Here is a 24905-nt window from a genome sequence, read left to right on the forward strand (position 1 = left end):
CGGCCGATCAACTGAGTGAGGTTAGGAACTATTTGGATCCAGGTCTTTATTTTAATTTAATAGCTGATATTGATTTGAGTAGTTATGATAATTGGATGCCGATAGGAGTGAGGATCTATAGTGCCAATAGCTCCAGCAGTTCTCCGTTTAGTGGGAACATGGACGGCAATGGATTTAAAATCACAAATCTGAAAATTGATCAACCTTTTATTGTTTTTGAGGTCGGATTGTTTGGAAGGTCTACAGGGAATATTACCAATATGATTCTGGAAGATATTGAGGTGCAAGGAAGGTACTCATCGGGTGGTTTGTTATCCACTAACTACGGAACTATTAGCAACACTTACGTGACCGGAAGAATCGTGAATGGTTCAGCAGGTTTAGTTAATGAAAACTACGGAACTATTAGCAACAGCTACGCATTGGTAAGTATTACTGGAAATGGAATAAGTGGTGGCTTGGTTGGTAGTAATTACAGCAACGGAATCATCAAAAACAGTTACGCCACAGGAAGTATTGCTGGAAGATCTTTAGTGGGCGGATTGGTTGCTAGAAACGATGGAACCATTATCAATAGTTATGCCACAGGAAATGTGAGTGGGAGTAATTATTATGATATGGGGGGCTTGGTTGCTTACCTCTCCAGTGGAACCATTAGCAACAGCTTCTACGATAGTAGCACAACAGGACAGACGGATACCAGGAAAGGTACGGGTAAAACAACCGCAGAAATGCAAGATCCAACCACATTTAGTGACTGGGATTTCAGCGAAGATTGGTATATGCTTCCAGGACATTATCCTGAGTTATGGGCGTTTATAGCTTTGACACCAGGAACGAATGCAGGAACGACGAAGTTAACCGGCGTGGCAAGTGGGATGGAGTATAAAGTCAACACAGGCTCGTACACGCCGATAGTCGATACAAGCGTGGACAACATTGTAGTCAGACTAGGCGATAAGATTTATTTACGGGTAAAAGGGGCTGCACAACCAGCGATTGCTGAACATATCCGGAGTGTAGATGCCCAGGATATCAAGATTGTACCTATCCAATCAGCAGCAATTGATGGAGTGACCGTGCCGGAAACCGGTGCCGTACCCGTTGCGGCTCTGGCGGACACGGCAGAGTATACAGCAGCGATAGCCTGGAATCCGGCAGATGCTACCTTTGCCGGAGAAGAAAGCTACACGGCGAAGATAAGCCTCACGCCCAAGCCGGGGTACACTTTAGCCGGAGTAGCAAAAGACTTCTTCACTGTAGCGGGAGCTACAACGACGAATGCAGCGGATTCAGGTGTAGTGACCGCCGCATTCCCGGCGACGGCAGCGATACCTATCACGGCGGCAGCGATTGCTGGAGTAACCGCGCCGGTCGCAGGTGAAGCGCCGACAACATCGATAGTGGACACGGCAGAGTATACAGCGGCGATAGCCTGGAATCCGGCAGATGCTACCTTTGCCGGAGAAGAAAGCTACACGGCGAAGATAAGCCTCACGCCCAAGCCAGGTTACACTTTAGCAGGAGTGGCTAAAGATTTCTTCACTGTAGTCGGAGCAACCACTACGAATGCAGCGGATTCAGGAGTAGTGACCGCTGTATTCCCGGCGACGGCAGCGATACCTATCACGACGGCGGCGATAGCTGGAGTGACCGCGCCGGTCGCAGGTGAAGCGCCAACAGCATCGATAGCGGACACGGCAGAGTATACGGCGGCGATAGACTGGACTCCGGCAGACGCGAAGTTTACGGGAGCAGCGATTTATACAGCGAAGATCAGCCTCACGCCCAAGCCGGGGTACACTTTAGCCGGCGTAGCTAAAGATTTCTTCACTGTAGTCGGAGCAACCACTACGAATGCAGCGGATTCAGGAGTAGTGACCGCTGTATTCCCGGCGACGGCAGCGATACCTATCACGACGGCAGCGATTGCTGGAGTGACCGTGCCGGTCGCAGGTGCAGCGCCGACAGCATCGATAGCGGACACGGCAGAGTATACAGCGGCGATAGATTGGACTCCGGCAGACACGAAGTTTGCGGGAGCAGCAGTTTACACGGCGAAGATAAGCCTCATGCCCAAGCCGGGGTACACTTTAGCCGGAGTAGCTAAAGATTTCTTCACTGTAGTCGGAGCAACCACTACGAATGCAGCGGATTCAGGAGTTGTGACCGCCGTATTTCCGGCGACGGCACCGATAGCTATCACGACGGCGGCGATAGCTGGAGTGACCGCGCCGGTCGCAGGTGAAGCGCCAACAGCATCGATAGCGGACACGGCAGAGTATACGGCGGCGATAGACTGGACTCCGGCAGACGCGAAGTTTGCGGGAGCAGCGATTTATACGGCGAAGATCAGCCTCACGCCCAAGCCAGGTTACACTTTAGCAGGAGTGGCTAAAGACTTCTTCACTGTAGCGGGAGCTACAACGACGAATGCAGCGGATTCAGGTGTAGTGACCGCCGCATTCCCGGCGACGGCAGCGGTGCCTATCCAGACGGCAGCGATAGCTGGAGTGACTGCGCCGGTCGCAGGTGAAGCGCCGACAGCATCGATAGCGGACACGGCAGAGTATACAGCGGCGATAGATTGGACTCCGGCAGACACGAAGTTTGCGGGAGCAGCAGTTTACACGGCGAAGATCAGCCTCACGCCCAAGCCGGGGTACACTTTAGCCGGAGTAGCTAAAGATTTCTTCACTGTAGTCGGAGCAACCACTACGAATGCAGCGGATTCAGGAGTTGTGACCGCCGTATTCCCGGCGACGGCAGCGTTACCTATCACGACGGCGGCGATAGCGGGAGTAACCGTGCCGGTCGCAGGTGAAGCGCCGACAGCATCGATAGCGGACACGGCAGAGTATACGACGGCGATAGCCTGGACCCCGTCGGACGCGACCTTTGCGGGAGCAGCAGTTTACACGGCGAAGATAAGCCTTACGCCAAAACCCGGTTATACCTTAGCGGGAGTGGCTAAAGACTTCTTCACTGTAGCGGGAGCTACAACGACGAATGCAGCGGATTCAGGTGTAGTGACCGCTGTATTCCCGGCGACGGCAGCGATACCTATCACGACGGCAGCGATTGCTGGAGTAACCGTGCCGGTCGCAGGTGAAGCGCCGACAGCATCGATAGCGGACACGGCAGAGTATACAGCGGCGATAGATTGGACTCCGGCAGACGCAAGCTTTGGTGAAGGAACGGCGTATACCGCAACGATCACAATCACGCCCAAGCAGGGTTACACCTTAACCGGAGTACCCGCTTACTTCTTTACCGTACCGGGAGCAAACACCACGAATACAGCAGATTCAGGAGTGGTAACCGCCGCATTCCCGGCGACGGCGATCGTGCCTGTGACAGCTATTCCCATCAAGGCAGCAGAGATAGCGGGTGTAACTGCACCGCTAACCGGTGCCACACCGGTAACGATGGTAACGTACTCGTCAGAATATTCTGCCGCGGTTAGCTGGTCACCAGCGACGACCTTATTTGCTCCAGAAACGGCTTATACGGCGACGATCACAATCACGCCCAAGCCGGGGTATACCTTAACTGGAGTACCCGCCTACTTCTTTACCGTACCGGGAGCTAGCACCACCAATACAGCAGATTCAGGAGTGGTAACCGCCGAGTTCCCGGCGACGGCAGCGTTGCCTGTCACGGAAGTGCCTGTATCAAACGTTCCAATTACTACACCCGGGATAATGGGTGTGACCGCACCGATCATCGGGACTACGCCGGTAACGACGGCGACTTATTCGCCAGAATATATAGCCACGGTTAGCTGGTCACCAGCGATGACCGTATTTGCCCCAGGCACGGCGTATACGGCGATGATTACAATCACGCCCAAGCCAGGGTATACCTTAACGGGAGTGCCTGCGAACTTCTTCACTGTTGCTGGAGCATCAACGACGAATGCAGCGGACTCAGGCATTATAACTGCCGAATTCCCGGCTACACAGCTTGTTAGTATTGACCCTGGAAGTACTTTCATCCTCCCAACGAATATCATTGTTAGCAGTACCAACGGTACATTAACGCTTCCCGTAAACCAGGCGGGTGAAGTTAGCTTCGAGGATGCCATCAAGATTTCCATTCCCGCCGGAGCTATAAACAAAGAGTTGATATTATCCATTGAAAAGGTGCTGGATCCACAAAAGCTTTTCCCAAATAACGAGCTCCTGCTCAGTCCCGTGTACGAGGTTACCAAAAACTTCCTGGAGAACTTCATTAAACCGGTTAGGTTGAACATTGCCTTTGATCCATCCCTTGTGACAAGCAACCAACTAGCAGCGGTATTCTATTATGATGAGGTGAAGAAAGCCTGGATTGAAGTCGCAGGCGGCAAGAGCGAAGGGAATCACATCATTGTGGAAGTGGATCACTTCGGGAAATATGCAGTGCTCAGTGTAGACGAAGTGACGGGATTGCCAGTAAGAGCGCCGGTCACGGAGAGTCCTACGGAAGTTATCCTGAGTGATGTCGCTGGACATTGGGCAGAAGCCAACATCCAGCAAGCGTTGAGCATGGGCGTGGTTAAGGGTTACCTGGACGGAACGTTCCAGCCGAATCATTCAGTGACGCGTGCGGAATTCGCTGTGATGCTGATGAATGCGCTGAAGCATCAAGGAGCAGGGGCGGATCTGAAATTCGCAGATTCAGCTACAATTGGAGTGTGGGCGCAGACAGCCATCGCACAGGCGGTGCAAGCAGGCATAATTACAGGTTATGAGGACGGCGGTTTCCGTCCGAATGCAGAAATCACACGCGCCGAGATGGCGGTCATCCTCGCCAAAGCGCTGGGTGAGTCTACCGGAGTCAAGCTGACCACCAGCTTCGCTGACGATAAGAATATTCCAGGCTGGGCAAAGGCCAGCATTGATTTCGTGAAGCAAGCGGGTATCGTGCAAGGGAAGGGTAACAACGAATTTGCTCCGCAAGACTCTGCTACAAGAGCTGAGGCTGTGACGGTTCTGCTGAAGCTGCTGGCACAACGGGGAAAATGAATTAAGGATCACGTAATCTAGTAAACAACCGCCCTTTCGCAAACCTGCGAAAGGGCGGTTGTTTGTCGATCTATTCCATTTCCTCCTCAACCGTCTTCGCCGAGCTCGGTGTATTCTTGTTCTTATACACCCACATCGCGTACTCCAGCGGGCGGACCAGCGTTTTGCGGTAGGTACCGCTGACGCCGGAGCGGGCGAAGACCTCGCGGGCCGGCTTCGGGTTGACCTCCAGCTCGTAGATCTTACCCTCGCGGTCGATCGCGAGGTCCAGTGCCAGCTCGCAGCTTGCGCCGAAGCTGTCTTCTTGGTATGCGCAGCGGCTACCTGGCCGGTCAATGCCGATGAATTCCCAGAAGCCCTGGCCGTTCTTCTGCACGAGCATCCGGTAGTCATGGAACCTGCTGCTGGGCAGCTGCTGCGGAATATCCGGCTGGACGAGGAACTTGCCGCTTGCGCGACCATGTTCCGCTTTTAACATCATAAACAATCTCAATCAAAGAGTTTGAGTGGCCCGTAATACAATGCGCCTTATGTTAACGAATCATTAAGTCAAACCGCAAGGCATAAGTACGCTGGCGTGAATTTTGTGAATAGGAGAGAGAAGAGCTTCTCCCACAATAGATCGAGGAAGAAGCTCTTAATTGTTTTTTTTATAGTTCTGGAGTGTCTTTGTAATGGAAAGGTTCAATATATGCATTATGGATAAATTTTGAATAGGATACAATTTAGAATTACATACTAATTGAAATCGGTATTTCTGGAGGATGATCTGATGGATCTAGCTTGGATATGGAAATCTGCTTTTCTAGTCTTAGTCGGAATGATTCTTCTGAGAATTGCCGGCAGAAAATCAATTTCGCAGATGAGTGTAGCGACGACGGTAATAATGATCTCAATCGGTACTACCATAGTTCAACCTATTGCGAATCATGAATTGTGGCAAGCGATAGGCTCTGCTTCGGTATTTATTGTGTCATTATTAATTATTGAATATTTACAATTGAAATTTAATTGGCTTGAAAAGGTGCTTAGTGGCCAATCCAAGATCGTTATTGAAAACGGACAAATCAACATTACTACTCTTCGCTCCATTCGTATGTCAGTAGACCAACTTGAAATAAGGCTCAGAGAGCAAGGGATTACGAACTTCACAGATGTCCAAACCGCTACACTTGAACCAAACGGCCAATTAGGATATGAACTAATGCGGCATGCCAAACCAGTGACCATTGGGGAATTAGAACGTTTGCTCGGCCTGAAGTCAGAAGATGCTTTGGAGCAAGGTTCGCTTTTCAAAGAGGTTAGCCAAAACAACCATGAAAAGGATATCGACCCCACACTGCAGTAAGCTGAAAATAGGATCTTTAGCTTCTTATTCGTACTTCTGCATGATTTGAACCAATTCCCTGATTTCCCCCAGCAAACTCCCGGTTACCGGCGATAGGACGGTTAACGAAGAAATAGTAAGGCGTGACTCCAGCCCACGAAAGTCGGTCCAGAAGTTCTCCGAGAATAACGGGATCATCGTTTATACCTTTGAGAACCGGTGTCTGATTAACGACAATAGCTCCAGCGTTATGAAGAGCTTTAAAAGCTTTTTTGGCTTCAGGCGTTATTTCACGAGGATGATTAATGTGTGCCATCACATATATCCGTTTGTCTTCAGTAGAATGAGTCTGAATCAAATTCAGCAGCTCTTGATCTTCCTATATGCGCTCTAAGACTTTCAATGATTGAACGAAGCTTCGAAGTCGAGAGAATCAGACTGTCTCCCCCCCGTTAGAAGTACATTGTTAATCTCGGGGTGACTTGAAATATATTCCAATCCTAGTGTGACATCAGACTGAGCCTCTTTCACATCATTACGGAACAACCGTTTACGGAAGCAATAGCGGCAGTAAGCCCCGCAAACCTCGGATACGATTAGAAGTGCTGTCGTTCTGTATTTATGCTGACAGCCTGGTACAACATAATTTGTATCCTCATCTGAAGCATCCCAGCGGCCATATTCCATTAGCTCTCCTTCACCTGGAATGACTAGTTTTCGAATAGGATCCTTCGGATCGTCCCAGTTAATCAAAGAAAGATAATAGCTATTGACACGGAAAACAAATCTGTCTGTGACTTCTTTAAGTTTTTCTTTCTCCGACTCAGACAATAACTCAATTTTGTTAATATCTGTTATATACCTTACCTATTTTTATTGATTCAGTAATAAGAACCGCCCCTTCTGTATTTGTGAAGGAGCGGTTCATTGCTGTTCATTACCAATCTTTCATTCCTCAACCGTCTTCGCCGAGCTCGGCGTATTCTTGTTCTTATACACCCACATCGCATATTCCAGCGGGCGTACCAGCGCTTTGCGGTAAGTGCTATTGTCGCCGGAGCGGGCGAAGACCTCGCGGGCCGGCTTGGGGTTGACCTCCAGCACGTAGATCTTGCCCTCGCGGTCGATCGCGAGGTCCAGGGCCAGCTCGCAGAGCGCGCCGAAGCTATCTTCGAGGTACGCGGCAGCTTCGATTCCCAGCTTCTCTGCGGTGCGCATGGCCTTGTCGGCCCGCTCTTCGCTGCCGAGCCACTGCTTCAGCAGGGCCTCGGCCCGCATCGCATGCCCGCCGCCATGGAGGTTCGAGGTGACGCTGCGGGCCGCGCCTACCCGGCCGGCCATGCCGGTGAATTCCCAGACGCCTTGGCCGTTCTTCTGCACGAGCATCCGGTAGTCATGGAACCGGCCGCTTGGCAAGCGGAGCGGAATGCCCTGCTGGATGAGGAACCGTCCGCCGAGACACCACTGGCGGACAATCGAATCCAGGCGGCTCAGCGACACCTTGCGGGGCGCGATGATCTGCCGGCTCTGGCGGCGTCCCTGGATATCGTAGAGGGACTTGCCTTCCCGCTGCCGCTCAATCCGCAGGATGCCGCGTCCGCCCGTGCCGTTAATCGGCTTGACGTAGACGACCGGACTGAACTTCAGCATGCGGTGGAGATCGGCGGAAGACTGATATAGAAGAGTCTCCGGCATATGCTGCCGGAAACGGCTTTTCTGTGAAAAGGTCTGGTGGACCGTCCATTTATTACGCAGCGGACGGTTCAGGAAGGTCAGATGATCATACCGCGCGCGGAAGCGCAGCAACTGCTGGAACCGCTGGCTGCGCTGAATCCGGCAGCGGTCATAGATCATATTCGGGAAGGAGCGCCATTTGCGCGACCATGTTCCGCTTTTGACATCATAGACAAGGGCATGGATCTGTTCTTTGCTTACATGCACATCTGCGGGGGTAAACACAAAGACACGTGCATTATAGACGTATATATGACAAGCGAGAAATTGCTTTGAGTTTATCTGCATATTCAGAACTCAAAGTCTTCTTGTGTCATATACCTTCAGTCAGTTTAAATAAAGTTTTATCTAACTCAGTGGTTAGGTTTTACTATTCATTTTATCCTTCAATTTTCCGATGATTACATTAAAAGGGTATTTAGTATTTAAGTTCAAATAAGTCATGGGAATTCAATTATGGTATCAGAGCTAGTGAAGTAGGGGGAATACTCAACGAAGGGCGATGATATCATACGAGCTTTAGTAAATGAGTAGAAAAGGGGGACGAAAGATGAAATCAATAAAGACAGTACTTCAAGCTATTTTGTATGTATTACTGGTTGTTGGGCTCCATCTAATCTTAATCTATTTTTTAAAGATAAAAATTGAGGGATGGGGAACAGAATTATTAAAAATCTCATTTAAGGTGTATTTTATACCGCTTTTGTTATGTTTTACTAATTCTTTTTTGCTTATAAGAACTCAGCGGATAAAGTACAATGTCAACTGGTTTTTAGTAACTATGCTCTCAAGCCTTTTACTTCTTTTATTTTTCAAAGCAATACAAGATAACGGCGATAGTGAGTATGGAGTTTTTGTTTCTACTAAATTTTTTCCGGAATATCAAGTGGAGATGCTCTTTCTGCTTCCTTGGAGTATTTCTATTATTCAATTTATTTTGGCTCTATATTATCTATTCAAAATAAGAAAAAATCTACTCTTTCTAAATAATAAAGGGGGAATGTAATATGAAAAGAATATTTTCATTAAGTATAATTATTACAATTTTTGTTTCTTTATTTAATCTAACTGGAAATCTTCAAAACTATACATATGCTAATTCAGTTCATGAATCTGTATACAGCAATAATCCAACCGAACAGTCTTCGATCGGAATATTGAGTACATCAGTATACCCAGATAATGCAGTCGTGAAATATGGAGAAAAGATATACATTAATTATAGTTTTAATGCTGAGGCTCACCCAGTACTCATTAATATTTATAAAGATGGTGTCTTACAAGCGGATTATTATTATAAACCATCAAGCTGGGGCGACCATTTTTCTTATGAACCCAAAGATGAAGGAAGTTATAGATTTGTTGTAAAGCCGACCGATCAACCTTACTATACTAATGAGTGTACGGTTACTGTTTATAAAGATAGAATAATATTTTTACCTGGAATCATGGGAAGTGAGTTGTTTCTGGGAGATGAGCAGGTATGGGAGCCTGAGGATAGCAAGAATGTCCCTCGCATTCGCGAACAAATTAATAGCCTGCAGATGAGCGCTTTAGGAGAAAGTAAAAATAGCATAAGTGTTCGCAATAGTATCAGTGATTATGATGGTATCCTTGCTTTCTTTAAAAATGAAGGATATCACGTCGTTGATTTTCCTTACGATTGGAGATTAGGCTCCAGTATAAATGCACAGAAGTTGAAAGAAAGAATAAATATTGAGCGGGCTGCGTCTCCATATAGTAACTACTATATTGTTGCTCATAGTATGGGAGGACTTGTCGCCACTGAATTTATCAGACAAGGGAATAGTAATCTAATAAAAAAATTGATCACAATTGGCACACCATTTCTTGGCGCTCCACAAGCGTTCAATATGCTTGAAACAGGAAATCTTACAATGAATACTTAGCTTATTTAACAGTTGGCTCTGCAGTAAGAAATTTGGAGAAAAATACGCCATCTATTTATGAGTTACTACCCAATAAATCCTATTTTTCATACCAAACCAACGGATATATTGAAACTAAATCATATCCAAAGCCTGACTCTCCTAAAGTGAAAGTTACTAAATATAATACCTTCAGTGAAACGGAGAATTTTATTAAGGATACTAATGATTGGTCAAATGATGTCTTGCTTGAAAATGCCAAGAATTTTCATTCTTCTTTGGATGTACTTAATACACTAAAAAAGGTAGATTCATACTTTATAGTTGGCGATCAGAGAGAAACTCCTGGTAAATTGGTTTACTACGTGCCTTCGTTAAACGATAAATATCTGAGTGACGTGAAAGTTATACAGGGAGATGGCGTTGTTCCTACATCAAGTGCTACAGTAGGTTTTAAGCTTGATGAAACACGAACTTTTTATATTGGCAGGTCTCATGTAGGTCTTGTGAAGAGTCCTGAAGTGCAGCAAAAAATCTTGAAAATTTTAAAGGATAAACCTAATGAATTTGTCTCCGATAAAATTCGTGATGAGACTAAAGAAATAAAAACTTTAAAATTCAAGGCGGAATGTCCGGTAGAACTACATATATATGATTCCTCAGGCAATCATACAGGCCCAACAGGCGCTGAAACTTTTGAGTCTAAAATCCCAGACATCAACTACTTTACAGACGGTGAAACAAAGATTGCTCTAGTTAATGATACTGAAGACTATAAAGTTCGTATCATTGGTACAGGATATGGTGAATTAACTTTCTCGATAGTATGGGCAAATGAAAAAGATATTGAAGATAGAACATTGCGTTTTGATAATGTTGCCGTTACTCCCACTTCAGTATTTATAGCCGATGTTAATCAGAATGGGCAAGTCGTACTTCAGATAGATCAGAATGGCGATGATAACTTCGAAGGTAGCATTAGCCCTACTGTTGATCTAGATCTTGGAGGAACCCAAGACGAAACAATTCCAACACTAAGCTCACACATTGATGGGGTAAAAGGCGTCAATGAATGGTATGGGAAAAACGTTTATTATAACTTATCTGGAGAAGATAATGCATCTGGTGTTTATAAGTACTTTTATGATCTTAATGATTCTGAATACAAAGAGTACACAGAACCATTAGCATTGCCTAACACAGGAATATATAATTTCAAGTCGTATGTTCGAGACAAGAATAGAAATGATTCGGAAGTCTTAACGGAAACGGTGAAGGTAGACACTACCAATCCGACTGTACCCGTAATGACGATCGATCCAACAGCTTGGACGAATAAGTATGTAACGATTACATTAGGCGGCGGGACAGACGCTGATAGCGGTTTTCAAAAATATCAGTACAAAATCAACCAAGACGGGGAGTGGAAGGACTATACTGTTCCTTTTGTGATCGATTCAGAAGGTTTATACAATGTGTATGCCAGATCAGTAGACAATGTATTTAACCTTAGTGCAGAAGTAACTGGGGTGGCTAAAGTTGATAAGACCAATCCTCCTAAACCGATAATGACAATTGAACCATCCAAATGGACTAATCAGTCGGTCTCCATAACATTGTCGGGTGGAACTGATACAGATAAAGGCTTTCCTAATAGTGGGTTTCAAAAGTATCAATATAAGATTGATGGGGGTGAATGGAAGGATTACACCACACCTATTATTATTGATACGGAGGGTTTATTTAAGGTTATAGGTCGCTCAGTAGACACTGCTACTAACCTCAGTGAAGAAGTCTCTGGGGAAGCAAAAATTGATAGGACAAAGCCTATCGTACCAATAATGACAATTGAGCCTTTAAAATGGACAAATCAGTTCGTCACAGTGACCTTATCTGGAGGTTTCGATACGGATAAAGGTTTCCCAAATAGTGGATTTCAAAAATATCATTATAAGATTGACAGGGGAGAATGGAAGGATTATACAACACCTATAATTATTGATACTGAAGGATTATATACCATTTATGCGAGAGCGGCAGATATTGCAACTAATCTTAGTGAGGAAGTTACGGGGGAAGCTAAAGTTGATAGAATAAATCCTTCATCACCAAGGAATTTCATTACGAAACTGTTGAGAGGAAACAAAGTGACGCTCTCATGGTCGCCATCTACTGATAACGTAGCGGTTACTAGTTACGATTTATATCAAGATTCTAAGTTAGTTGGAAATGTAGTGAATCCTGAATTCACATTTGAAAATCTTGTAGCAAATAGAGATTATATATTCAAAGCTGTTGCACGGGATGAAGCAGGTAACTCCTCTATTGCAGCCAGTTTCACAGTACGAACTCCAGTAAATCTCGCAGTGGGATCAGATCATACTTTGCAGATAAAGGAAGACGGAACGGTAAGAGGCTGGGGAATGAATAGTTCTGGAGAACTGGGAGATGGGACGAACTCGACTAAAACTACAGCAGTCTCCGTTCAGGGACTAACCAGTGTAAAATCCGTGGCAGTAGGAAAACAGCATAGTATTGCGTTAAAAGAGGACGGAACTGTATGGACCTGGGGAGGAAATGCATATGGTCAGTTGGGAAATGGACCAGGAAATAACAGTAATACACCGACCCAAGTCCGGGGCTTGGAAGGTATTGTAGCCGTTGCAGCAAGTCAGTATAGCAGTTATGCCTTGAAAAACGACGGGACCGTGTGGTCCTGGGGCGAAAATTATAATGGACAATTGGGGAATAATTCCACAATAGACCAGAGTACCCCTGTGCGGGTATTAGGCATCAGTGGGATAAGTCAAATCACGGCAGGCAAGGGTTACGCTTACGCCATGACGAGTGCAGGGACGGCATGGGGATGGGGAGATGGAAGAAGTTATCAAATCCCGGGATCGTTAGGATCAAACATGTTAATGGCTGTTCCAATGACGGGATTAGAAGATTTAGCAAGTATTGTGGCAGGAGAAATAGGTAATCGTGGACTTGCACTGAAAAAAGATGGAAGTGTAGTACTGTGGGGAGGCAACTATCAGAGGGTCTTCACATTGAACCCGTTAAGTGGAATTCAAACTATCGTAGGCGGTGGTGGTAACTTTGCGATCCGGGAAGATGGGAGTTTGTGGAGATGGGATGGATATACACCTGTAAAAGTTGAAGGAATAAGCGAAGTGAGCGCTGTAGGAGTGGCGTACAACGACGACCAACGGAAGATTTATACGGCGGCCGTTAAAACCGATGGAAGCGCGTGGGCTTGGGGAGACGTTAACCAACATGGGCAGCTCGGAGACGGGACGACGGATGTGCACACAACACCTGCATTAGTGAAAGAGAATACGGCTCCAGAGGCAGTACTGACCTATCCTTTGGGAAGTAAAGAAGCACCGGAGAAAAGTAATGTAAATCAGCCGACCATCCGGTGGATTCAAAAAGATGCAGCATTAACACGTTTTGCGGCGTACCAGGTGCAGATATTGGATGCAAGTGGAAATGAAATAGTGGATTCGGGCATCGTGAGTCAGCCGATGACTGCTACTGAGAACACTTGGATGGTGAGTGAAGCGTTACCGTCAGGTCAAGCCTTCCAAGTGAAAGTGAAAGTGTTTGACGAACACTTGTGGTCGGAATGGTCTGAGTTAGGTTGGATAGAGATAAATAACATGATCTTAAAAACAAAAAAACAACTTGATAGCTCTGTTGAAATGGCTCAATCAACAATCTATGTTGGTGAACCAACAATTGTTAAGTTAAGTGTTGTTGATAGTGTCTATAGTGATGACGGTATTAATACAGGTATATTAAATGGAATTGCTAAAGTAAAGGTGTCAGGTTATACAATTTCAAACACTGAATTCTTTGGGAAATTCGGAGATGTAGAGCTATCAGCTACTGGTACTACGACAATTGATGTTCAATTTCATGATGGTATCGCAGAAATTCCATTAATTCTAACGATGTCTGGTAAACAGTCCATAGCATTCGAAATTGTTGATCTTGAGAACAGTTTAAGATTAGTTGAAATTGAAGTGCTTCCTAACGATTTGAGTAATGTCTTATTATTTCCATCGCCTACATTCAATGAGGCGCCAATAAAAGATATTGCATATTCTCATAAAAGTTTATTAAGAAGATTAATTTGAACGGTGATAGTTCTAAATGTTTAATATCTTAAATAAGCAAATAACCGCCCCTTTACGGAGAGGCGGTTATTTGCTGTTATCTAACATTCTTCATTCCTCAACCGTCTTCGCCGAGCTCGGCGTATTCTTGTTCTTATACACCCACATCGCATATTCCAGCGGGCGTACCAGCGCTTTGCGGTAAGTGCTATTGTCGCCGGAGCGGGCGAAGACCTCGCGGGCCGGCTTGGGGTTGACCTCCAGCACGTAGATCTTGCCCTCGCGGTCGATCGCGAGGTCCAGGGCCAGCTCGCAGAGCGCGCCGAAGCTATCTTCGAGGTACGCGGCAGCTTCGATTCCCAGCTTCTCTGCGGTGCGCATGGCTTTGTCGGCCCGCTCTTCGCTGCCGAGCCACTGCTTCAGCAGGGCCTCGGCCCGCATCGCATGCCCGCCGCCATGGAGGTTCGAGGTGACGCTGCGGGCCGCGCCTACCCGGCCGGCCATGCCGGTGAATTCCCAGACGCCTTGGCCGTTCTTCTGCACGAGCATCCGGTAGTCATGGAACCGGCCGCTTGGCAAGCGGAGTGGAATGCCCTGCTGGATGAGGAACCGTCCGCCGAGACACCACTGGCGGACAATCGAATCCAGGCGGCTCAGCGACACCTTGCGGGGCGCGATGATCTGCCGGCTCTGGCGGCGTCCCTGGATATCGTAGAGGGACTTGCCTTCCCGCTGCCGCTCAATCCGCAGGATGCCGCGTCCGCCCGTGCCGTTAATCGGCTTGACGTAGACGACCGGACTGAACTTCAGCATGCGGTGGAGATCGGCGGAAGACTGATATAGAAGAGTCTCCGGCATATGCTGCCGGAAACGGCTTTTCTGTGAAAAGGTCTGGTGAACCGTCCATTTATTCCGCAGCGGACGGTTCAGGAAGGTCAGATGATCATACCGCGCGCGAAAGCGCAGCAACTGCTGGAACCGCTGGCTGCGCTGAATCCGGCAGCGGTCATAGATCATATTCGGGAAGGAGCGCCATTTGCGCGACCATGTTCCGCTTTTGACATCATAGACAAGGGCATGGATCTGTTCTTTGCTTACATGCACATCTGCGGGGGTAAACACAAAGACATCCAGGCCAATCCGGCTGCCTTCAATAATCATCCTCCGGTACACGCTCTTCTCCTCAAGCTGTTTGGCGTCATTCAGATATAGCGTGAGGATGCCTAAGACGGGCTCTGGCACAGGAGTTCACCTTCTTGTGGGAGAATAGTAGGTCCGGCTGCAGTCCGGGAGGACCGCAGCAGCAGCGTGGGTTTACCCGTAGGGCCGTTAACCAGGTCTACGGCGGCTAGCCCGCTGTTGAAGCACATTTTCAGGCTGGCCGGGTTATCGCAGGCTACATGGCATTCCAGCTGCCCAAGACGTTCCAGCTGCGCGGTAAGCAGGGCTGTGCCGGTATGCCTCTTGCGGTACAGGGGATGAACGGCTACTACACAGGCCTCCTTGCCGTAGCCGGAGACGAAGCTGACACCTGCGAGCTGACGGCCGTTCTGACCCCGTACAGTGGCAACGAGTAGCGAAACTCCCGGCAAGGCGAGCTGCTCCGGTGTCAGCCGGGCCAGCTGCCTGCATCCGCGAAGCGTAATCCGCTGCTCCCCATACTCCCTCAGGAATTCAAGCAATCCGGCTAGTCTGGAATTCCACTGCACCGGATTGCTGTCGTAGAGTGAGGATATCTGCATGGTGTCACTTCCTTTACGGGTTTAATTAGGCTTAGTCTGGCGGGATAGATGCTGGCCATAATGAAAAATGCGTTCCAGCGACAGCTTGCGGATCGCCGGCTCATCGAATTTCATCGGCCTGGAATTGGCCTCGAAGAACCACAGCCCGCCTTCTTCATCGACGCCGAGGTCCATTGACATCTCGCCCAGCATGGTGGCCGAAGCGCGTTCAATCTGCCGGGCAATCAGCAGCGCCGTGGTGGGGACATTCTTCAGGATGGCCGCAGCCTGCTCTGCTCCGAAGGTTCCCTCCAGCATGCTGGAGGGCTCTTCAATGCTGCCGCCGCGCGGCACATGGGTAGTGATGCTGCGGGCTCCGGCCAGCCGTGCGCCAATGCCGGTGACCGCCCAGGCGCCACGGCCGTTCTTCTGCAGCAGCACGCGAAGATCGAAGGGGCGCCCGTGGTGCGCAGCAAGCACAATGGCCTGCTGCACGATGTAGCGGGATACCCCTTTTTCCCTGACGATTCTGGCCCACAGACGTTCGATGGACGCGGCTTTGTAGGTCGTGTTCTTCTTGCCGCTCTGGATCTGCAGCCGGTAAGGCAGCATAGCATCCATCCGGTATCTCAGCCGCATAATCCCTTTGCCGGCTTTGCCGTTCTCCGGTTTGAGGTAGAGACTGTCGTGATTCTTCAGCATGGCCGTCAGGGTTGCTGCACTGCGCAGACGGCGGGTCTTGGGCACATGCTTTGAGGTTGCTTTGGATTCCTTGAGCCACTCGAAGAGATTCCATTTATTGAAAAATCTCGGGTTGTACAGCTGGATCTCAGGATGCTCCAGACATTCCGCTATTTTGCGGGCGACCGGTGCCTTCTCCTCTTCATCGCGGTTCGGAATCCGGTTATAAATCACCTGCGGCAGCGGGACAGGAATGGAGTACCAGAGCTTGCCGCTGGCAGAGGGGACGAAGCCGTTCACCATCCGCTCCTCCAGCTTCAGGTCGCGGACGGTGACGACATATACCAGATAACCCATTTCTTTGCCGGTGCGGATAATATCGCGGAAGTTATTGCGGTTGCCGCGAAACTGCTTCAGCCGGTCACTGGTCGTCAGGATGGCGATAACGGGCTTGCCGGGGTCAGGGATACGGCTGTTCACAAGTCATCCCTCCTGCGGAATTTGCTGAGATACAGACAATGCTCCAGGATGTGCTCAATGGAAGCTTTGCCCTCAGCGCGCAGGGAGGGGTGGCGGAAGATAGAGCGTCCCGGTTTGGCATTGGCCTCGAACATCCAGATATCCTCATCCTGGTCAATCCCGAGATCAAATCCAATCTCACCGAGCAGATGCCGGTGCTGGATTTCCAGGGATTCTGCCAGCTTGACGGCTGTTGTTTTGGCGCGCTGCAGCACTTCATCCGATCTTGCGCCGAAGACACGGCCCAGTGCCTGCTGCGGTGTAAGCAGGGCGCCGCCGTTCTTCAGGTGGGTGGTGACACTGCCCCGGCCGGCTTTCTTGGCCCCGATGCCGACAACTACCCATTGGTTGCTGCCGTTCTTGTGCATATGGAAGCGGAAATCAATCGGGCAGCCGTCAATCTCAATCAGCCGGATCCCCTGCTGAACCACATAATTCTGCAGGCTCTGTCCGTGACGGCCGCGCAGCATGCGCATCAGGCTGTCGAAGCTGGTGAAGCGCAGCAGCACATTCTTCCCGCTCTTACGGTAACGGGCGAAGTACCCCTTCTTCGGCAGGTAGGTCAGGCGGTAGATGCCGTGTCCAAGACTGCCTGCGGAAGGTTTGTAATAGACAAAGTGGTGGCGGTCCAGCATATCGCGCATCTGTTCTGTGCTGGGATTGCTGTGTGTTTCAGGCACGAAGCGGTTGGCGGCACCGTCATTCTCCAGCAGGCGGTAAACATCCGATTTATTGAAGAAGCTCCAGTTGAAGTAGGGAATCTTCTTGCGTCCGAACCGCTCCCGCAGCTGGTTGATGTATGGGGAAGTCTCCGCTCTGCGGCTGGGCAGACGGTTGTAGACGACATCCGGCAGCGGCACCATCTTACGCTCGAATTTGCCGCCGGCCGTGAGGAAATAGCCGTTGACCTGCTCCTGCTGCCAGTCGATGTCACGCGGCATGAAGGCGAAGATATAGCATTTGTTGCTGCCTTCGCGCAGCAGCTGCTTGATGAAGCCGGTACGGGAGCCAAAAGGCTGTGCCGCGGAGGCGGGCCCGTCGGAAAGTACGCCGACCAGCGGTCCGAGCTGGACCTCATCATTCTGCAGGTTGCGCAAATAAATGCCGCCTGATTTCGGAACCTTGATTGCGCTCTTCACTCCCGAGGCCAGGAAGAGATGCTTGCCGGCGCGTTTGATCGGCTTGATCATCGCCGGGATGGCATCCTTCCCAAGCCGCAGGCGGATGTTTTTCTTGCCGGATAATTTCAGGCTTTTCATCAGTTCACCCGAGACATAGACAACTCTTTGGGGCTGCTTGGTGAAATGCACATTGCAAAAAGTGAGACCCATTTATGAATCCTCCTTAGGAACGATTGATATCATTCTCCCGTTGAACGGAGCTGCCGGTGAGACAGCTTGTGGTTTGCCGCTTGATGTAAGCAGCAGATGACGCGCATAGCGCAGCGGATTCTCGGCGGCGAGCCTAGCAGCCCGGCGGTCGCCCGTCAGCCGGAACACTGTGCGCCCTGGCTTGGAATTAGCTTCAAGCAGATAGATTCTTCCTCCGGCATCAATGCCGAAATCGAGACCGAGCTCTCCGAGTCTCCCGCAGGAATCTTCCAGCAGTGGAGGCAGGAGAGCGGCTGCTGAGATCAGCTCCTCATACAGGCTTCGGCCTGTGTTGCCGTATTCGGCAAGCAGGAAGGGCAGAGCGGGAACCGCGGTTCCCCCGCCGTGGAGATTCGAGGTAAGCGATCCCCGGCCTCCCAGACGTACGGCCATACCGGTCATAGACCAGGCGCCGGTACCGTTCTTCTGCATCAGCACCCGCACATCGAACGGCTGTCCTCCGCTGCCGGTGAGATGCAGATATGGCTGTATGATATAGCGGTGCTGGCCGATGAAGCCGTGGATCCAGTCCAGGCCTTCGTCCAGCGTACCGAAAACATATTGAAAAGGTTCGTTCAACCGGTCTCTTCCCCGCAGACTCACTCCGCCGCCTTCGCCTTTGCCCAGAAGTACAGCGTGCATGGTGCGTTTGCCGTGGGAGCCTGTTTTGGGTTTCAGAAAAACACCGTACTCCCTTTCGGCAAGCATGTTGCCGAGTGCTTCACGGCCGCTATAAACCAGAGTTTCGGGCAGTAGGGCAGCGGCTGTACGGCTGCGCCGCAGGATCTCGTACACGCCCCATTTATCCGGGAGTCCGCGTGACCAGGGGAGACAGCGGGAGAGTACAGCCAGGGCAGCGGCTGCAGTTCTTTTCTCCTCCGGAGTCCGGTAGAAACAGCGGTTGTAGAGAATATCGGGCGGAGGTGACTGCGCAGGCACCCACTGACCTTCCTGCCAGAGATACCCGCTGACAGAGGCGCCGTCCTTGGCGACACCTTCCGGATGGAAAACAAGGACCTTCAGATCATACAACGGGGCCGCCCGGCATAGATGACTGCAGAATTCCGGTTCTGCGATGGGAGGATTCCCGTGGCGACGGCCTGTCATAATGCCAAGGAACCCCATTGCTGTTTCGGTCATGATGTCCTCCTTATAACCCGGCCAGATAGCGGCAGTATAGAATCATTTGTTTGACGGAGGGGCGGATCTTCTGGTCGTTCAGCGGTGTATTGTCGTTCTTGGACGGTTTGGAGTTGACTTCTAGCAGCCAGATTCTGCCCGACTGGTCCAGCGCAAGGTCGATGCCCAGCTCCCCGAAATGCGCCGGGATATAAGTCTCTACGCCTCTGGCGATCGCCAGTGCTGCCCGGGGAAGCTGAACCTGGGAGCTTTCCTTCGCTCCGGGCGGTAGATTGCTTTTGCCGATGGCTTCCCGGACCGTACTGAGCGTCCCGCCCCGGGCGAGATTAGAGACAAAATGATTACTTCCGGCGGTCCGGGCCACAATGGAGGTGACGCCCCATTTGCCGGTGCCGTTCTTCTGTACGAGTGCCCGGAAGTCCACCGGCCGCCGTCCAAGCTCCAGCAGGGGCAAGCCCTGCTGAATCTGGTAGCGGGTCGTTTTCATCTTCGGGGCAATGGACCCAAAAAGCTTCGCCAGACTGGGATAGCTTTGCTTGCGTGTCCCCAGCGGTGTTGTCGACTGCAGCCGATAGCCGCCGCCGTCTTCTTTGGAGATGCGCAGAATGCCTTTGCCCAGGCTGCCGCGTACAGGTTTCAGGAACACACTGGGATAATTGCTGCACATTCTTTTCAATACGGCGAAGCCATTCAGGGCATGCGACTCCGGCAAATACCGCTGCAGGGCGGGATCTTGTGCCAGCGCTTCGAATACCTCTGTCTTGTCAAGGAACTTTTCATTGAAAAAATGAGTTCCGTAGCGGGATTTTACATCCGCCAAAAAATGCTGTACGCTAGGTTTGTTCTCTACCTTTCGCGTCGTCAGCCGATTGTTGATCACATCGGCCACAGGAAGACTCAGCTTGCGCCAGCCCTCATCGTATACCCAGCCCTGGATGGTAGTGCTGCGCGTTTCCAGCGCTTCCGGGGTAAAGAAATATACATAGGCGCCCTGTGCATGGCAGGCATTGGTCAGTTCCCGGCAGAACATCGTGATCTGGCCGAACACTCTGTCGGGATGCTCGGGATGGTCCCGGCTCACCAGAACTCCAATCATCGGCCCCAGCCGCAGATTGCGGCTGCCTGAACTATAGGAAGCGTTAAGCGTGAGGCGCTGCCTTAAGCCCAGCCTGCGCGCCAGCCCTTCGCTTACGCGCAGGCTGTCGGATTTGGGAACCGGAATAACGGTAACCTCCTGCCGGAAAGAGCCGAAGGTTAGCTGGATTGTTCCGTGCGCCGGTATTTTGAGCCTCTTCATGGATTTGTCGCCTAGCATTACAGCGTTTTCCTGCAGGATGCCCGAGTGGACCGTTTGGACCGGGATCTTGAGTTGGGACATCGTGGATCTCCTTCCGGTAGGCAGCATGATGCCGGCAATATGAATCTTTAGGGTTACATATCATTCATCATATGGAGACATCTGACCCTTGGTGATTGACCTATTCTTTAAAAAGCCGTGCCGGGCGGATTAAATGTCCGGCGGCGGTGACCCGTTCAGCAGATGGAGTACAGGTGCAGGCCGCACAGACAGAAGTCTGGCCGCTGGAGGGGGAATAACGTGACCGCGAAATTTGGGCGGATACACAAAACTTAAGCGTATGCTTACGAAGCGAGTTTTGCGAAGAAGACTCAGGGAAGCAGATGCTAACAAAACTTTTAGGAGGATTTATAATGAACGTAATTGACAAGGCACATGAACTGGCGAGAGCCATTAAAGACAGCACCGAGGTATCAGATATCACCAGCGCGATGAAAGTGATCGAAGCAGATCCGGAGAGCAAGCTGATGCTCGACAATTTCCGTCAGAGCCAAATCGAGCTGCAGCAGCAGATGATGAGCGGAGAGATGCCTCCGCAGGAGGAAATGGAGAAGATGGAGAAGCTGTTCGAGGTGCTTAACCTGAATCTCGGCATCCGCCGCCTGTTCGACGCAGAGCGCCGCCTTAGTGTAGTCATCGAAGATGTGAACAAAATCATCACCGACAGCCTGTCCCAAATGTACGGCGGACAACAATAAGCGCTATAGAAGGGGATTCTCCTGATAATAGCAAGAGGGTGATTTCAGTGCCATTTGGCTCCGGAATCACCCTCTTTTTGATGCTAAGGCCGACATTTCTAATCTAATCCTGTTTGCCTTCAATGGCACAGAGCAGAATCGCGGCAGCTACGCCAATACGTCTATCGAGTACACCTTTGCGGTCCTCGGAGAAGTCGGCGATAATTTTGGTGACAAAAGGGTTGAAGTTCTGCCGGAAGGCCGGGATGACCATGCCGCCGATCTCCACATTATATTTTTGCGGAATCAGAGTAATGACACGCCGCAGAAGCGCCATGAACATACTGTCCTCTTTAATGAATCCGATCTCGGTATCGCCGGTGTCCAGAATCACCCATTCATCTTTGATGATAGACTTCAGGCCTTTGCGGCGGAGTGCGCCCAGAGATTTCCCGGTCTCCGAATCATAGACATCATAGGTGGCGCTGAGATCTATCACTTTGCGGGCTTTAATGCGCAGTAGCTCTCTCTCCATGCTCTCGTCCGTGTACAGGGCGATATCCTCTTTCAGTTTGAACGCCTTCATTTGCGAAAAGAGCAAAAGTTCCTCCGAACTGTTGTAAATATGCAGCTTTGCCCCCATGACGGAGAATACTTTTTTGCGGATTATGTACTCGGACTGGCCCCAAATGTTATTCAATGTAAATTCCTCCTCTTCATGGCTCCATCATCTCACACTCCCGGCATTCAGGCTAGACTTAACCAGGAGGCAGCGGAATCAGCAAGATGAAAAATTAGCAACTTGTCTCATAATCCGAACCTGAAGTTCATAGAGTAGAGATATAGATTCAAGTTCAGCCTGACAACCCTTTAGAACGAAGGAGCGGTTCGACAATGAAAAAAAGAAACAAATTCAAGCATTCCGTGTATCTGCTGGCGGCTCTGGCGATGCTGCTGTACGCGCTGCCGAAGCTGTCTTTTCAGAATGGTCCCGGCTGGGTGCTGGGCTTTGGTATTGTCTGGTGTGCATTTGCCTTCATGGTGATTGCCTCGCACCTGCACTTTATCATCGGAGTGGATGAAGAGAAGCAGAAACGCCTGGAGGCGGTCCGCAAGGCTAAGCTGGAGCAGTGGCAGGGCCAGTGGAACGAAGAAACCCGGGTGTCCCAGAGATTATAGGATTTGGCCGGCGCCTATAGGCAAGCTGAAGTGGCTCACCCCCTGTCTCGCGAAAGCTGCGGACCGGGGGTGAACTGTGTTATAGCTATATTCAAGGCTGTACTTATGCATGCATTATGTGTGTGTTGTTCTAAGTGCGGCTGCCCTTAATCGCCTCTGGTATCGCTTGTCATACAGTTGACATATCTCTTGAAAGAAGCATACCCGTTCTGTTGTACTCCGCTGTAACCAGCGTTATAATGGGTACAGAATAGTACAGATCGGGGTATGGGGGTGTAACAGTTGGAAGGTCAAGGCGATAATATTACAAAGCATGAACAACTGCTGCAGCATATTGAAAGTCTGAAGGTGGGAACGAAGATCTCCGTCCGCAAGCTGGCCAAGGAAATGGGCGTCAGTGAAGGTACAGCATACCGTGCCGTGAAGGAAGCGGAGAACCTGGGAATCGTTATTACCAAGGAGCGGATCGGTACGGTCCGGGTAGAAAAAAAGCCGCGCAATATTTCTGATCAGCTTACGTTTGGAGATGTAGTGGACATTGTCGAGGGACATGTCCTCGGCGGAGCGGAAGGTCTGAACAAACATCTTCATAAATATGTGATTGGCGCGATGAAAGTGGATGCCATGATCCGTTATATCGATGCCGACAGCCTGCTGATCGTGGGTAACCGTGATGATGTGCATTCGCTTGCACTGGAGCAGGGGGCAGGGGTGCTAGTAACTGGTGGCTTCGGTACCAGCCGAGAGGTGAAGGCGCTGGCGGATGAACTGGACCTGCCGGTGATTTCTTCCCGGCATGATACGTTTACAGTAGCTTCAATGATTAACCGGGCGATTTTTGACCGGCTGATCAAGAAGAAGATTATGCTCGTGGAAGATATTGTGGAGGGCAAGCCGCGCCTGAATACGCTCAAAATCTCCAGTACAGTCGGCGAATTACGCGAATTGTCCCTCTCGAGCGGTGAGCAGCGCTTCCCGGTGACCGACGAGTGGAATCGGGTCATCGGTATCGTGGGCCGCCGCGATGTGGAGGAGCTCGCAGAAGGGCAGAGCATCGAGAAGGCCATGGTCCGCAGCCCGGTGACCGCTGCACTGCAGACCTCCCTGGCTTCGGCAGCGCAGATTATGATGTGGGAAGGGATCGACTTCCTGCCGATCGTGGACCGTAACCGCAAGCTGGTCGGCTCGCTGACCCGCAGGGAAGTGCTGCAGAGTCTGCGTGATGCCAGCAACCAGCCGCAGCTCGGGGAGACCTTCGATCATCTGATCTGGAACGGTTTTGCCGATGAGCGCGATGAGGAAGGCAAGCTGTTCTTCCACGGCTTCATCACACCGCAGATGGCAACAGATCTTGGGACGATTTCGGAAGGGATATTGTCCACACTGATGACCCTTTCCGCATTTAAGGCGGCCAAGGACATCACCGGCAATGACTATGTGCTGGATAACATGTCCACCTATTTCATCCGCCCGGTGCAAATCGAGCATTCCATTATCGTCATGCCGAAGCTGCTGGAGATCAGCCGCCGTACCTGCAAGCTGGAGATTGAAATCAGTCACATGGAGACCATTGTGGCCAAGGCCGTCCTGATGCTGCAGTCGATTGACCACGGTTAAAACGCTCAAATATATACATTTAGCAATAGTGTAGGCATACATGCAGTCTTCGCACAGAAAATGAATACAGAACGAATAATATCGACAAGTGCAGACGAATCAGAATCGAATACAGACGAATACAGACGAATACAGACTAAATAGACCAGGCTATCCTGTAGTAACCGGGAGAGTAACCTGGTCTATTTGCATTAGGGACTAACTAGGGGAATTGCGGCAAGCCATAGAATAGCTGGTTGGATTAATGGCTGCGAAGCTAAGAAGCTGAACGGCTGAAAAAGCTGAATACTATATGGGCGACGGGCTGGGAATCTGGTTACATGGACACTGAGTGGATAGGTCTCTATTATGAGCAGCGGGCAGCAAGTGGAAAAAGGGTATCTAATTGTCCCGAACTCCCCAATTTTGGAACAATAAGTGGAAAAAGGACATCGAATCCGCCGGAATCTACACCAGGGGAGGAAAGCGGACGAAATAAGTGCCTTTTTTCCAACTGCTCCCCTGAAAGGTAGGGCTTGGCCAGTAATAAGTGTACAATTTCCACTTCGCATAGTTCTACCG

The 24905-nt window shown here is 50.0% G+C and carries 17 protein-coding genes and 2 pseudogenes; 9 read left to right on the forward strand and 10 right to left on the reverse strand.

Translation table 11 applies throughout. The annotated features are described in order from the left end of the window. Positions 1-260: 260 nt before the first annotated feature. Positions 261-587, forward strand: a pseudogene (locus R50912_RS36430) (GLUG motif-containing protein); the annotation flags it as partial. 30 nt (positions 588-617) lie between these two features. Beyond that, positions 618-5009 (forward strand): S-layer homology domain-containing protein, encoded by a 4392-nt coding sequence (locus R50912_RS33215; protein ID WP_231637817.1) that lies wholly within the window; start codon positions 618-620, stop codon positions 5007-5009. A gap of 70 nt (positions 5010-5079) precedes the next feature. On the opposite strand, the gene R50912_RS10350 is transcribed toward R50912_RS33215, so the two are convergent. Continuing rightward, positions 5080-5502, reverse strand: a complete 423-nt coding sequence (locus tag R50912_RS10350; RefSeq protein ID WP_197073065.1) for a YheC/YheD family protein — start codon at positions 5500-5502, stop codon at positions 5080-5082. 279 nt (positions 5503-5781) lie between these two features. On the opposite strand from R50912_RS10350, the gene R50912_RS10355 reads away from it, so the two are divergent. Continuing rightward, positions 5782-6357 carry a DUF421 domain-containing protein gene (locus R50912_RS10355; protein WP_042234592.1) on the forward strand — a complete coding sequence of 192 codons (576 nt, stop codon included), beginning with the start codon at positions 5782-5784 and terminating at the stop codon, positions 6355-6357. Between the two features lie 73 nt (positions 6358-6430). On the opposite strand, the pseudogene R50912_RS10360 reads toward R50912_RS10355, so the two are convergent. Both R50912_RS10360 and R50912_RS10365 read right to left on the reverse strand, forming a co-directional pair. Next, positions 6431-7194: pseudogene (locus tag R50912_RS10360) on the reverse strand (KamA family radical SAM protein); the annotation flags it as partial. A 90-nt stretch (positions 7195-7284) separates the two neighbouring features. Continuing rightward, positions 7285-8358, reverse strand: a complete 1074-nt coding sequence (locus R50912_RS10365; protein WP_042234594.1) for a YheC/YheD family endospore coat-associated protein — start codon at positions 8356-8358, stop codon at positions 7285-7287. 262 nt (positions 8359-8620) lie between these two features. On the opposite strand from R50912_RS10365, the gene R50912_RS10370 reads away from it, so the two are divergent. The 3 genes from R50912_RS10370 to R50912_RS33220 are packed head-to-tail and all read left to right on the forward strand — an operon-like array spanning position 8621 to position 14104. Beyond that, positions 8621-9076: a hypothetical protein gene (locus tag R50912_RS10370; protein WP_042234596.1), complete on the forward strand. Its 456-nt coding sequence runs from the start codon at positions 8621-8623 to the stop codon at positions 9074-9076. 1 nt (position 9077) lies between these two features. After that, positions 9078-9980 carry an esterase/lipase family protein gene (locus tag R50912_RS10375; protein WP_042234599.1) on the forward strand — a complete coding sequence of 301 codons (903 nt, stop codon included), beginning with the start codon at positions 9078-9080 and terminating at the stop codon, positions 9978-9980. 32 nt (positions 9981-10012) lie between these two features. After that, positions 10013-14104 (forward strand): RCC1 domain-containing protein, encoded by a 4092-nt coding sequence (locus R50912_RS33220; protein ID WP_052416195.1) that lies wholly within the window; start codon positions 10013-10015, stop codon positions 14102-14104. Between the two features lie 90 nt (positions 14105-14194). Here R50912_RS33220 and R50912_RS10385 read toward each other — a convergent pair whose 3' ends face one another. Genes R50912_RS10385 through R50912_RS10410 form a run of 6 tightly spaced genes read right to left on the reverse strand, consistent with a single transcriptional unit; the run spans position 14195 to position 20892 of the window. Next, entirely contained in the window at positions 14195-15325 is a 1131-nt protein-coding gene (locus R50912_RS10385; RefSeq protein ID WP_042234600.1) for a YheC/YheD family endospore coat-associated protein, read from the reverse strand. Further along, positions 15307-15825 (reverse strand): GNAT family N-acetyltransferase, encoded by a 519-nt coding sequence (locus R50912_RS10390; RefSeq protein ID WP_042234602.1) that lies wholly within the window; start codon positions 15823-15825, stop codon positions 15307-15309. Before R50912_RS10390 ends, R50912_RS10385 begins: the two co-directional genes overlap by 19 nt. 21 nt (positions 15826-15846) lie before the next feature. After that, positions 15847-16965 carry a YheC/YheD family endospore coat-associated protein gene (locus R50912_RS10395; RefSeq protein ID WP_042234604.1) on the reverse strand — a complete coding sequence of 373 codons (1119 nt, stop codon included), beginning with the start codon at positions 16963-16965 and terminating at the stop codon, positions 15847-15849. Continuing rightward, complete coding sequence (locus R50912_RS10400; RefSeq protein WP_042234605.1) at positions 16962-18335, reverse strand: YheC/YheD family endospore coat-associated protein; 1374 nt, start codon at positions 18333-18335, stop codon at positions 16962-16964. Before R50912_RS10400 ends, R50912_RS10395 begins: the two co-directional genes overlap by 4 nt. Beyond that, on the reverse strand, positions 18336-19514 hold the full coding sequence (locus R50912_RS10405) for a YheC/YheD family endospore coat-associated protein (protein WP_052416197.1): 1179 nt from the start codon (positions 19512-19514) through the stop codon (positions 18336-18338). A gap of 10 nt (positions 19515-19524) precedes the next feature. Beyond that, positions 19525-20892, reverse strand: coding sequence for a YheC/YheD family endospore coat-associated protein (locus tag R50912_RS10410; RefSeq protein WP_042234608.1), 1368 nt, complete (start codon positions 20890-20892; stop codon positions 19525-19527). Between the two features lie 332 nt (positions 20893-21224). On the opposite strand from R50912_RS10410, the gene R50912_RS10415 reads away from it, so the two are divergent. After that, entirely contained in the window at positions 21225-21569 is a 345-nt protein-coding gene (locus R50912_RS10415; protein ID WP_042234622.1) for a YlbF family regulator, read from the forward strand. A 103-nt stretch (positions 21570-21672) separates the two neighbouring features. Here R50912_RS10415 and R50912_RS10420 read toward each other — a convergent pair whose 3' ends face one another. Next, positions 21673-22248 (reverse strand): LURP-one-related family protein, encoded by a 576-nt coding sequence (locus tag R50912_RS10420; RefSeq protein ID WP_042234624.1) that lies wholly within the window; start codon positions 22246-22248, stop codon positions 21673-21675. Between the two features lie 194 nt (positions 22249-22442). Between R50912_RS10420 and R50912_RS10425 the strand changes: the two genes are divergently transcribed. After that, a complete protein-coding gene (locus R50912_RS10425) occupies positions 22443-22727 on the forward strand; it encodes a hypothetical protein (RefSeq protein WP_042234626.1) in 285 nt (94 codons plus the stop codon). 282 nt (positions 22728-23009) lie between these two features. Continuing rightward, a complete protein-coding gene (locus tag R50912_RS10430; protein WP_042234628.1) occupies positions 23010-24344 on the forward strand; it encodes a DRTGG domain-containing protein in 1335 nt (444 codons plus the stop codon). Positions 24345-24905: the final 561 nt, after the last annotated feature.

It is taken from the genome of Paenibacillus sp. FSL R5-0912, assembly GCF_000758605.1.
In the GTDB taxonomy this organism is placed as follows: Bacteria; Bacillota; Bacilli; order Paenibacillales; family Paenibacillaceae; genus Paenibacillus_AQ.